The sequence below is a fragment of the Shewanella sp. W3-18-1 genome, from assembly GCF_000015185.1.
GTDB lineage: Bacteria > Pseudomonadota > Gammaproteobacteria > Enterobacterales > Shewanellaceae > Shewanella > Shewanella putrefaciens.
Genome location: NC_008750.1, coordinates 3,102,576 through 3,115,629 on the forward strand (window position 1 = coordinate 3,102,576; position 13,054 = coordinate 3,115,629).

The 13,054-nt window shown below is 48.4% G+C and carries 6 protein-coding genes and 1 pseudogene; all 7 read right to left on the minus strand.

The features are described from left to right. Positions 1-194 precede the first annotated feature (194 nt). The gene (locus tag SPUTW3181_RS14200; protein ID WP_011789997.1) at positions 195-728 is read right to left on the minus strand and encodes a hypothetical protein; all 534 of its coding nucleotides are present in this window, start codon (positions 726-728) and stop codon (positions 195-197) included. After that, the gene (locus SPUTW3181_RS22165) at positions 706-2,058 is read right to left on the minus strand and encodes an RHS repeat domain-containing protein (protein WP_041408223.1); all 1,353 of its coding nucleotides are present in this window, start codon (positions 2,056-2,058) and stop codon (positions 706-708) included. The genes SPUTW3181_RS14200 and SPUTW3181_RS22165 overlap by 23 nt, the downstream gene beginning before the upstream one ends. A 1-nt stretch (position 2,059) precedes the next feature. After that, on the minus strand, positions 2,060-2,521 hold the full coding sequence (locus SPUTW3181_RS22170) for a hypothetical protein (RefSeq protein WP_041408224.1): 462 nt from the start codon (positions 2,519-2,521) through the stop codon (positions 2,060-2,062). A 119-nt stretch (positions 2,522-2,640) separates the two neighbouring features. Continuing rightward, positions 2,641-3,021 (minus strand): hypothetical protein, encoded by a 381-nt coding sequence (locus SPUTW3181_RS14215; RefSeq protein WP_011789998.1) that lies wholly within the window; start codon positions 3,019-3,021, stop codon positions 2,641-2,643. Positions 3,022-3,023: 2 nt separating this feature from the next. Continuing rightward, positions 3,024-5,069, minus strand: a pseudogene (locus SPUTW3181_RS14220) (RHS repeat domain-containing protein); the annotation flags it as partial. A 301-nt stretch (positions 5,070-5,370) separates the two neighbouring features. Beyond that, a complete protein-coding gene (locus SPUTW3181_RS14225) occupies positions 5,371-5,619 on the minus strand; it encodes an Imm31 family immunity protein (RefSeq protein ID WP_011790000.1) in 249 nt (82 codons plus the stop codon). Positions 5,620-5,631: 12 nt separating this feature from the next. Further along, positions 5,632-13,050, minus strand: coding sequence for a polymorphic toxin type 17 domain-containing protein (locus SPUTW3181_RS14230; protein WP_011790001.1), 7,419 nt, complete (start codon positions 13,048-13,050; stop codon positions 5,632-5,634). Between the last annotated feature and the right edge of the window lie 4 nt (positions 13,051-13,054).

A 13,054-nucleotide genomic window follows, 5' to 3' on the forward strand; every position in this document is an offset into this window, starting at 1 on the left:
TCTACCTTCCTGTCCATTGAATTCCTTGTCGAACAAAAGACCTAGCAACAGGCACTGCAGGAGATCGCTAAACTGGCTAAGCAAGCCAACGATAACGAGTTGACTGCTTGACAGTAAAGACGGGAATGACACAAGAATGATGATTGAAGCAGATTCCCACCGTTCAAAGAACGGTGGTCAAAATAGTTTGATGCTTACCATTCATAAAAGGGCTTTAATTCCCACACCCATTCCCCCATTGCCAAGAAAAACAGTGCGAAACAAAACACTGAAAACAAGAGTATTTTCAACGCAGTCTCAGTGGCGTACGACAGAATGGATGGAGAAGGTATCCTTACCCTAGCAACTTTTAACAGTTCATCAATTAAGTTAAATGCAGCGAGGCCCCCAAAAATTAAAAATATACCAACAATACGACTGATGTTGACCTCTTCCAGCAAAAAGCTTGCTACACCCATCCATAAACAAAGTGAAAATACTGAAAAGTGAAATGCTGCATCAATTGAATTATCCTTTATTTTGATACTGCTATCACCATTACTACCTACCAGATACAAAATACTCAACAGAAGCTTCGAGTAAAAACCTTTAGAGAAAGCATTTTTATCTATGCCGTAGTCAATTATGAAGCCATCAACAATCACATATAGCACTACTAAAAATAATATATGTAGTAGAGCTACACGGTTGTAATAAACGTGTGCACTACTCAACAATGTACTGTCCATTCTTATCAACCCTAATCTTCGGCTTTCCGACCGATGGTACCACCCTCATTCTCGGAATAAGAGTTTTTGCCCCTTGCATTACTGCCGCTGCTGAACCATCAACGCCGGTCGCAAGTGATGCAGCTTCTCCTATCAATCCAAAATACGCTAATTTTTCAGTTGCCTTTAAAAACGACCATCTGGCAATTGAAGCTGCGACAATCTCCCCCCCTAGAAAAGCGTAAGAACCATACTCAACAGCCTTATACGTGCCTTGAGCGACTTGCCTCTGAGAATGTAAGTAAGAAGATCTCATTGCAGCCATAGCTATATCATGAGAGGTTATTCTCCCCTGATTTGCAGCGCCCATTTGACAGGCTCTATCACAACTAATAGTTGCATTGGTAATATTTCCATTTTCACCTCTCGTAACACTGCCCCACTTGGCATCAACACCTCCATAATCAGCATGTGAGCCTTGCCCCATATCTACACCAAGCTCTTCACCAGCACGGACTATTGAATTATGAGCATCCGATTTAATTTGCTCTTGGAGTGAACTGTCACCTCGACTAGTACCGCTATTTCCTGCGCTTGAATTTTGGGCAATATTCTTCTGCGAGCCAATATCAGCAGTCTTACCAGCATTGGCTATTGAGCTGGCAACGGCGGCCTGACCTTTGCTGGAACCATTACTGCTTCTATCGTAAATAACCGTCCAGCCTGAGCCCCGACCACTGCCGTCCATTCGCCTCTTTTTCTCAGGCTTTTCCTCTTCTGGCTTAGGACATCCTTCGTTTCTATCTGGGCATTCGGCGAGGTATCCCGTTGGGTCAGTCCCTGCGAGCGGGTTGTTCATAATGTAGCTGTAGGGATTGACACTCTGGGTTGAGGTCGGACTCTGTATAAATGGGTCCACGCTCATAAACCGACCGAGGTTGTAATCGTAAATCCGGCCGTTCATATGAATTAACTGCTGTTCATTCAAATGCTCGTGGTCGGTAAAGCCGCGGCGGTTCTTATTGGTGACCGCTAAATCCTGTAGCTGTGAGAGTACCGTGTTTGTATTCTGGATATCCAACTGATGGTTTATACCAAGGTCCGTGGTGCGGCCAAAGGGGTCAAAATAGCGCTGGCTAACGATATTGCCATGTTGGTCTGCTAGGGTGGTGGCACTGCCTAGTCTATCCTTGAGGGTAAATTGCAGCAAATGGCTGCGTGTTGGGGTGTAACTGAGTACCGCGATATCATCAAGGTAGGCTCTCCAACTGCCATCACTGTCGGCTTCATAGTACTTATCAACATAATAGGTGGTTGTGCTACCGACTGTACGGCTTTGCTTGGCGCGCATATTATCGCTGCCATAGACAAAACTGGTGGCCTGAGACGCTCAGCGGTTTATCCATGGCGTTGTAGGTCATGGTTAAGCCATCACCCACACGTAAATTACCGCGATTATCGTATTGAAAACTCACCGTCGTGCCATTGAGTTTAGTTAGCTGGCATACGGCATTTGGCTTGTAACCACAGGCGCTGCCGCCATAGCGGTAGGCACTCGTGCTATTGGCACTGTAGTCGGTCTTGTTAAGGAAGTTACCCACCTTATCGTAGGCATAGTTAACCGTGGCGTTAAAGGTCGGGTTGGTATTGCTAAACTGATACGCCGTTAACCGATTGAGGGCGTCATAACGGTAGCTTTTGTTGAGCCCAGTGACGCCATTACGCTCACTGGTGAGATTCATAAATTCATCATAACCATCGTAGTAGTGGGCATGAATACGCCCCAGCGGGCCATCCACTTCGACACTTGCCATGGTGCCTTCGCTGTAATAAGTCCGCGACTCCGACATCACCCGGTTTCAGGCAAGAAAAGCCCCAAGTAAATGGGGCTGATTTGCGGATAATTCATATGAACAGAATTACAGATGGCTTTTTATACTTTCTTAACCTCTGATCTCAATAATTTCAATAATCTTTCTGCAAGCACCAATAGTGAACTCCACTGTTTACTTTCTAAAAGCAAACTGCTCTGCTCAATTTCCCTCTTAACTTTATAATCATCAAGCTGTTGAATCGAAATCAAAAAATCGTTAGCAACATGTCTTGACGTTTCTGTAAGACCATTTATAAACTCACTGCTTTGAACATATTGTTCTGAATCCAAATCATCAAAAATCTGCTCGTAAAGCTCATCGAAACTAGTAATCGATGTTTTCGAACCATCATCACTTAACCATGCCTGTTCAATAGTTCCATCAGTTAGCATCTCACATGTTCCGATAATATTCTCTAACCAAGTATCAAGCTCAATCATTATCATTTCCTAAAAATAAAATTATCTCTGGTTATACCATGAGCTTCTGGTGAACGTAATGCGACACGATTCCCATACTGATCGTATGCCATTCCATTTCGAACTTGAGTTATCTCTCCGTTAGGTTTAACCCTCACGTAATCATGAGGGTTTTTGGGATTAACCCATTTAATATGACCATCTTTTTTAGCCTTTTCTTTCACCCAATTCTTTGGAACTCCATTAGGCCGACCATCATTATTTTGTTCATCATCAGGATCAGGCATCGGTGAGCCTGGGCTTGAAACAGCATCCCCCCTCATTATTGCTAACGCTTTTAATGAGTCTGATTTATTGCCATGGGACATGTTATAAGCGACAAATCCTGCTCCAACAGCAATAGCCAACCCATCACCTATTGGTGCAGGCCCATCAACGGCCGCCATCACGAATAAGAAACTGGCTTGAGAGGCTGTAATCATGCCTGCTGAAGGAGGTGTGTAGACGGTCTGGTAGTTCTCCATTCCTTCAGCATTTTGGCCTATATAGCTCCAGCCATCATTCTCCGTAGGCTTAGGTGCCGTTTCTCCGTTAGCAGCATTTTGCTTCGGAGAACCTATTGCCTCGGTTTTCTGCGTACCAGTTGCCGAGCTCGATTGCCGACTTGAACCATTATCACTGCTCTGGTAAATGACTCCGCCCACAAAACCACGGCCACTGCGCTCCTTTCTCTCGGGGGTTTCCTTATTCGGTTTACATCCCGCTATTTTATCTGGGCACTCGGCATAGTATCCCGTTGGGTCAGTCCCTGCGAGCGGGTTGTTCATAATGTAGCTGTAGGGATTCACACTCTGGGTTGAGGTCGGACTCTGTATAAATGGGTCCACGCTCATAAATCGGCCGAGGTTATAGTCGTAAATCCGCCCATTCATATGAATTAACTGTTGTTCATTCAGATGCTCGTGGTCGGTAAAACCGCGGCGGTTCTTATTGGTGACCGCTAAATCCTGTAGCTGTGAGAGTACCGTGTTTTTATTCTGGATATCCAACTGATGGTTTATACCAAGGTCCGTGGTGCGACCAAAGGGGTCAAAGTAGCGTTGACTAACGATATTGCCATTTTGGTCCGCTAGGGTGGTTGCGCTGCCGAGGCGGTCCTTGAGGGTAAATTGCAGCAAATGACCACGCTGTGAGGTATAACTGAGTACTGCAATGTCGTCTAAGTAAGCACGCCAGCTACCATCGCTGTCAACTTCATAATACTTATCAACATAATAGGTAGTTGTCGTCGTGCTACCAACAGTGCGGCTTTGCTTGGCGCGCATATTATCGCTGCCATAGACAAAGCTGGTGGTGGCACCGCGGCCAGAGACACTCAGTGGCTTATCCATGGCGTTGTAGGTCATGGTTAAGCCATCACCCACACGTAAATTACCGCGATTATCGTATTGAAAACTCACCGTGGTGCCATTGAGTTTATCGAGCTGACACACTGCGTTTGGCTTGTAACCACAGGCGCTACCACCATAGCGATAGGCAGTGGTGCTATTAGCGCTGTAGTCGGTCTTTTTAAGGAAGTTACCCACCTTGTCGTAGGCATAGTTAACCGTGGCGCTAAAGGTTGGATTGGTATTGCTAAACTGATACTCCGTTAACCGATTTAGCGTGTCATAGCGGTAATTCTTAGTTAGGCCTGTCACCCCATCACGCTCACTGGTGAGGTTCATAAAATCATCATAGCCATCATAGTAGTGCGCATGAATCCGCCCAAGCGGGCCATCCACTTCGACACTCGCCATGGTGCCTTCACTGTAATAAGTCCGCGATTCAGACATCACCCGGTTAGCAAGGTCGGCGCCAGTGATATGGCCCGCTTCATCCATGGCAGTGATGTGACGATACACATAACCTGAGGCAGCATTGCTGGTCTGCTCGAGGTAGCCGTAATCGTTATAGGCATATTTGAGGGTTAAGCCGTTCGGATACTCCAAGGCTTTTGGTCTGCCATATAAGCCATCGTACTGATGCTTAACTGTGCGACTCACGCCATCAACGGTGACTGTGTTTTTTAATTGTTAAAGAACACTTTCATTTCGGTGGTTATATCTAGCCGCTCTTTTTTGAAATCCCTCGGCGCCCCTAACCGAGTTGAAAGCCCCTTGTGCTCATAGGTAAATTTGCTATCGCTTCCGAAGGATGCGTCCCTGCACCTGCGAAAGCTAGCTTGCCCTCCATGGCGATATTAACGCAATTTGCCTATTAGCCCTGCGGCAACTCCGAAGGGAGCTGTATTCTGTGGCATTCGCAGTAGGTTTAAGCCAAAAGAGATCAGCCTGTCCTGCATTTCATGTCCGATCTCTTTCTCTTTTATTATTTTTCTAGAAGGCCTATATAATCACGATTCTCATATTGTAGTTTCGTCAACACTTGGCCTGTTGCTTCAATTTCATCTTCAGGTATGCTCCAGACCTCTTCTGTTTCAGCAATAAGAACAGAGAAAATTTCATTTCCAATATCATCGTTTGAAAAGCCTACAACCACCCCTACCTTGCCGTCGATTTCTCTAATACTCGAATACGAACGAACAACCTTAACCACTTCATAGAATTGATATTTCATTTTTCCATTATCCTAATGAGTAATTGTTCCATCAAGTGATACATTTAAATGTTGGCCATCGATTGACCAACGTCCCATCTGCTCTCGGCCGCGCGGTGAAAGCTGAACATCCCATTCATATGATTGACCCCTCGTTCTAGATGGCCCTCTAATCCACTCGTTACCAAACCTGTCAACAAATCCTTTTCCTGGTCCTCTGGGTAGAGTCATTGATGCTTTATAATTTCTTGGTGGTATATACCGAATAGGACCACTATTAGGCAATCCTGCATCCTTAATTCTTGAAGTAACAGTCCAGCCGCCACTCTCCTGACGCATTCTAGCCAGAGTATCTGTCAGAGAAGAAACATCTCTCTGATTATACTGACTCCCCAGACCGAAAGAGGGTCTTGCTGTGCTATACCGAAATGATGGATCTATCGCCTGAATTTGGTTGATTAATCGATTCACACTCGCATTAATCAAAGGCTGCTGCATATTTGTTGATGCCGCTCTAGCTCTTCCTTTGGATGCTGTTAACTCTGAGCTAGTCTCACTAAAGCCTACTTCAGCTTGAACAATCGCCTCATCAGTTTCTGGAGTGGAAACAGAGTCAAGATGTTTCTCTATTTCAGCCAGTCGAGAGTTATTAGACTTATTGTCTCCCCCAATCTTACCCGCATTCTGCTTCGGAGAGCCTATTGCCTCGGTTTTCTGTGTACCTGTTGCCGAGCTCGATTGCCGACTTGAACCATTACTGCTTCTATCGTAAATAACCGTCCAGCCTGAGCCACGACCACTGCCGTCCATTCGCCTCTTTTCCTCTTCTGGCTTAGGACATCCTTCGTTTTTATCTGGGCACTCGGCATAGTATCCCGTTGGGTCAGTCCCTGCGAGCGGGTTGTTCATGATGTAGCTGTAGGGATTGACGCTCTGGGTTGAGGTCGGACTCTGTATAAACGGGTCCACACTCATAAACCGACCGAGGTTATAGTCGTAAATCCGCCCGTTCATATGAATTAGCTGCTGTTCATTCAAATGCTCGTGGTCGGTGAAGCCGCGGCGGTTCTTATTGGTGACCGCTAAATCCTGTAGCTGTGAGAGTACCGTGTTTTTATTCTGGATATCCAGCTGATGGTTTATACCAAGGTCCGTGGTGCGGCCAAAGGGGTCAAAATAGCGCTGGCTAACGATATTGCCATGTTGGTCCGCTAGGGTGGTGGCACTGCCGAGTCTATCCTTGAGGGTAAATTGCAGCAAATGGCTGCGTGTTGGGGTATAACTCAGTACCGCGATATCATCAAGGTAGGCACGCCAGCTGCCATCACTGTCGGCTTCATAGTACTTATCGACATAATAGGTGGTTGTCGTTGTGCTACCGACGGTACGGCTTTGCTTGGCGCGCATATTATCGCTGCCATAGACAAAACTCGTTGTTGCACCACGGCCTGAGACGCTTAGCGGTTTATCCATGGCATTGTAGGTCATGGTGAGACCATCACCTACACGTAAATTACCACGATTATCGTATTGAAAACTCACCGTGGTGCCATTGAGTTTAGTTAGCTGACATACGGCATTGGGGCCGGCATTATTGCCCGCGGCACAGCTGGCGCTGCCACCATAACGGTAGGCAGTGGTGCTATTGGCACTGTAGTCGGTCTTGTTAAGGAAGTTACCGACCTTGTTGTAGGCATAGTTAACCGTGGCGCTAAAGGTCGGATTGGTATTGCTAAACTGATACTCGGTTAGGCGATTAAGCGTGTCATAACGGTAACTCTTAGTTAGGCCTGTCACCCCATCACGCTCACTGGTGAGGTTCATAAACTCATCGTAGCCATCGTAGTAGTGCGCATGAATCCGCCCCAGCGGGCCATCCACTTCGACACTTGCCATGGTGCCTTCGCTGTAATAGCTGCGAGATTCCGACATCACCCGGTTAGCAAGGTCAGCCCCCGTGATATGGCCTGCCTCATCCATGGCAGTGACTTGACGATAAAGGTAGCCAGAAGCAGCATTGCTGGTCTGCTCGAGGTAACCATAATCGTTATAGCTATATTTCAGGGTTAAGCCGTTCGGATACTCCAAGGCTTTTGGTCTGCCATAGAAGCCATCGTACTGATGCTTAACTGTGCGACTGGTGCTATCGACGGTGACCGTGGTTTGTGCCAGTTGCAGCGCGGGCGTATAGGCATAAGTGCGAGCGACGCCATTTTCGGTCTCGGACGTCAGCAAGCCTTGTTTGAGGGTGTCCCACACAAAGGTCGCTGTCCCTGGTGCACTGCCGCCCGTGGTGGTTTTACTGGTGACACGCCCTAACACATCGAGCACAGTGGTTTGCAGCACGCCATTGGCGTCGGTTTGCTTATCCATCTCGCCTAGGCTGTTGTAACCAAAATTGGTAGTGCCTTGATTAGGGTCAATGACTTGAGTTTTATGACCAAAGCCGTTGTAAGTTGCCGTGATATCATGATTGTTGGCATCGCGGATAACTAACGGTCTGCCGGCACTATCGTAGGCAAAACGGTTAGTGCCTGGCTCCTGACTTGAAGTGCCGGCATCCACCGTTTCATACAGCCAGCCTTGACTGCCATAGGTACGTGACATCAAGCGTCCTTCGACATTGATATCCGTGGTTAACCCGTTATAGGTGTATAGGGACTCTAGCCCGCCGGAGCGCCCATTAGGAATGGTGCGTCTGCCGGGTCTATCAAGCGCATCAAAATCGCTGAACTCGGTATAATCTGCCGCCGTGCCGTTACCATAGGGCGTCGATTCTCGGGTTAAGCGTCCAAGTGCATCATAATGTTTATCCTGATACTGATAACCCCCATCAAAGCCTTGGGTTGCAGTACGCAGTAAACGACCTTGGCCGTCAAAATACTGCTCCGTATCAGGGATACCGGCACCACTGGTGCGGGTCATTACCACGGGAATATTGTCGTTGCCCTGAGGCGGATTGTTACCCTCACTGGCCAGTAAATAGCGCAGATAGCGGGTGGGGCTGCCCGTCTGCTGCACTAGCACCGGCCGACCGATACCATCGTACTGGGTTTGGGTGACGATATTATTAGGCGCTATCACTTTGGTGGGGAGCCCTAACCCCACATCGTATTCGGTAGTGGTGATATGACCTTTGGCATTGGTGACGTTGTAAGGCAGGTAGCCATCATCAGCTTGGGTTGTGCCGTCTTTGGTGTAGGTAAAGCTCGATTGCCTTGCCGCCAAGGCACTACACGTACTGCTTTGCCCTGTGGTTTTAGTCCATAGTGGCAGACCGTAACTGTTTAATCCGGTTTCTTCGATGCGATTGCAACTGCTGTTACTGGCGGTATAGGTCATCTTGATGGGGAGGCGATGCGCACTATCCCACGTATTGACCGTTTGCAATTGCCACTGCGCCTTATCCGTCGCGCCTACCGGGTCATCTCCCCAGTTGCGCTGCGCGGTATTGTGGGTCGTGCGTGTCCAGTTGAACTTATTCAGCCACCAGTTATTAGTATCAACAGCAAAGCTGGTTTCAGTCATACTGCTGTAAGTGTTGGCTTGCCCTTTAATGTAATCAGTAACGGTTTGAGTTTGCTTGCTAATATTGCCCCATTCGTCCACATCACTAGGATTGACTTGGGTTTCTGCCCTGGACAAGGGTGTCCCCTGTAAATCCCACTGCTGTTTAACAACGAACACGGGGTAAACCCACTGCGTCCCTGACGGGGTGGTCGCTAGCGCGTCATAGTCAATCTTCTCGCGGACCAACGGTGTCAGCTCACAAGCATATTCAGGTTCACTACTGAGGCACATGCGAGACTCTTGCAGTTTTCCGGTTAACGGAAATAATTGATGGTATTCGTGAATGCTGCGCAGGCCGCGGTCAACATCATCGGCAATGATGGTTCTAAACCCTTGAAAGCCTCTGCCGGCGCGATTATAGATAGCTTCTCTATAGTGGTATTGCGTCTGCTGAGTGCCTCCGCGCCCGTTATCGCTGAAACTGTCACTCACCACATACATCGACGACGTGAAGTAAAAATGTGTTCTACTTGGGTCGTTATCAACATACCGCTCCGGTGGCACCTGATAAAACGGGGTATTATCAATGCGACCCGTGAGCACCCTCGACAAGGGAGCATAATCCCACCGATAGGTTTTACCGAGGCCATCTTGGACTTCATACACAGTATCAACCAACTTGCCGCGGTCAGCCCCTTCACCTGCCTGATTGTATTGCTCAAAATACCCACCGGTATAGGCTGGCGAGCCACTCGCGTAATACATGGATAACCTGGCGTAATAGTAAGGTTGGCCCGCAACATTGATGTACTGGCCTTGACCTGCGGTTTGGTTGTAGCTGGTCATCATTTGGTAACTGAAATCAGCAAAACCATTATTATCAATATCTTCAATCTGTAGACCTACTGAGCTGTCACCATTGCGAGCCATCCACGATGAAATAGGTGCATAAACCACATTGGGGGTTTCACGGCCGATAGTGGCCCCTGCGCTACTGTCTTTAAAATCGAGTACCGTCCAATGAAAGCGCCGAGCGTCATAGCGAGACCAGTCAATGTTAATTGTCAGCCAGGGGTGGCTGCTCAAGTTGACGTCGCTGCGGTGCAAGTCATCATTACAAACCGTGACATCATAGGGTTCTTGACTGCCACTGCTATTAGGATTGCCAGAGAAGCCCACACACACATTATCCAGACTGTGCGTGGCAACCAGTAGCTCATCCACCCCGTCACTGTCAATATCGGCAACGCGCAGCCCGCCCCAGCGTGATTGTATTCGAGTCGTGCCATTTTGATGGGCATGAATACCCGTCCCCGTTCCTAAGCTGCGCTCTGGGGCAAAGGTGCGATTACCGCGATTTTCTCGTACCTGCCAACTGAAGCTACTGCCCACTTGCAGTGCACGAATATAATCAGCTAAACCATCACCATTGATATCAGCAAACACATACTCATTGTTAACATGATTGGTGGGCAGTCCTAGCGTGGCACTGGATACCGCGGCCCCAAGGGTTAACAAGCCGTTGGATGAAATACTACCAAACTGGACACTGATTTGCTCGGAGGCGTTGGCAAGGCGCAAGGTCTTGACCACATCCATCACACCATCACCGTCCATATCCATAAAACGTATCTGCTCGAGATAGCTCTTGCCCTCGTAGGTTGTCTTGCTGCGCGTTGTGAGTAGGTGAGGGCCTGAAAAACTCGGTGTCACTCCGCCTTGGTGTTGGTAGTAATAAAGCTTGTGGTCAGCCCCGATATAGGCAAAATCTTGATGACCATCGCCATTCAAATCTAAAATCTGTAGGGTGGACCCCACGCCAGAGGGGTTAGTCCAAAAGTCGCTCGGCAGGATGACATTCGTGGGAATAAGGGGTTGTGGGACTAAGTCCTGATTAAATTGAAACAAGCTCACTTGCCCACTCGTGCGGTTGACAATGAAAAAGTCACTAATGCCATCACCATTCAAGTCCCCTTGTGGGTAATAAAAGATACCGTTAGCAATATCGCTTGACTGTGCCGAGGCGTCATAGGCAAGCGTGTAATCGCCACTGGCTTGTCGTTGGTAAATTTTCACCAAATAACTGATTAACTTATCTGTCCCATCGTATTGCGCACTCAGGTGAACGAGCTCTTGAATGCCATCACCGTTTAAATCCATCCGACGCGTCTGGTCGTGACGACCATTACCCGCGACAGGACTGATAACGCGATGTGTGCTACTGCTGGAATCCCGGCTATCCCACGCCAACAACGGGGCGTAGCTGCGTAAATCCGTTGCGACTTTACACTGACCTTGATAACACTCTTTTATTGATTGCAACAACGAGCGTTGAGTGTGTGAACTCGTGTCATACGCCAATTCATATCGGCGTAGTGGGATACTATCTAGCTGTGACTCAATCGCCTTAAGTCGTAGGGTGGAGCGGATAAGTCCACCGGCAAGATAATGGCGAGCTTGGTCTGGCCGCGTTTCATACTGAAATGCCACTTTGCGATTACCGACACTTGACTGGTGCCCGGTGTAATCAATCGCGCTGAGCGCATACTCACCACTGCCTGCATTGAGATAGGCATAGGTCATGGTGTTGCCCGCACGGTCTTGTTGTTTGTTGATGGCCCACGTCATGGGTAACGTGTGCCCTAGGGCAATATGCCGACTGTCGGTTGTCCCGCCATAAGTTGCCACGATATTGTCTTTACGCTCGACGACAAAGTAGGTGGCCGCACTGGTTAACGCGCCGTATTGGGTGACTCTGGCAAATTGATCTAACTCGGTACGATATTGCGCGCCTGATGTGCCATATTGGCCACTGACAGCCATTAACTTTTGCCCATCGAGACACAAACGGTCGCTGGCACTCATGATAACCGCACGACTCAGCCCCTCTTGGGCAACCGTGGTATCACAACGGTGCAGCGCAGAGCCCGCCGTCACTGACCAGCCCACTCCCGCGATACCCTGTCCTGAGCGTGATGAATAATCAAGACTCACCGCTGGCTGCATGCCATTGCGACCCGGCGGAATGTCGATGGGCACAGAAAAAACAGCTGCGCCACCGGAGACACTCGCCAGTCCATTAACCGCAGACGCTCGAAAATCAATGGCCTCAGAAGGTGCGCGGTCACTGCCACCCGCATCAGCAACCGTTACTGGGGATAGGTTACTCCAATCACTGCCGGTAACAGGTAAAGCCACTTGCGTATTACTTGATAACATCCAAGCACTGCACGCTGTAGTGCAAGCACGCACTTGATATTGATAAGTGCCAGAAGTGAGTCCCGACAATGCATAGCTCGTAGCAGCGCCTGAATATTGAGCAATCCATGCGCCACCATTAATGCGTTGCTGTAACTCATAACGCGTAGCGCCACTGGCGCCAGCCCAAGAAACACTAAAGGCGCCTGCAGTATTGGTTGCAGGAGTCGAGATAGAGGATGGAGCCGAGGGGGCAGAAGGCGCAGAAGGAGTGCCCACTGAAATAGGCAAATTATAGGCGCTACAGGATGAACCGATACAAGCATTGATGCGGTAGTAATAACCAGGGAGGGTCTTATTAGGGAGTTGCAATAATCGTTTGCTAGACCAACCACCACTGCAAACATCACCCCCAACAGCAAACGTAGCATAGGCAGCAGCACCACTATCCGCTTGACCTAATCCCGTATAGACAGTTGTCCAAGACTGATTATCGACAGATTCTTGAATATTAACGGCAGTGACAGAGCAATTAATACTCCAGCGTAATTCCACTATTGACGTAAATTGGCTGCCAGAAAGAGTCGGCGCATCCACAGGGAAAGGAATGTTTGGCAATACGGGGTCTATCTCAACATTCGGTCTCGTTAACGCCGCATAACTCGGTGTTACCCATACAAGTCCAAGCAATAACATAAAAGCGGCAAAAGATGAGTTACGGTGCGGTGTCCACAGTGGCAACATGATA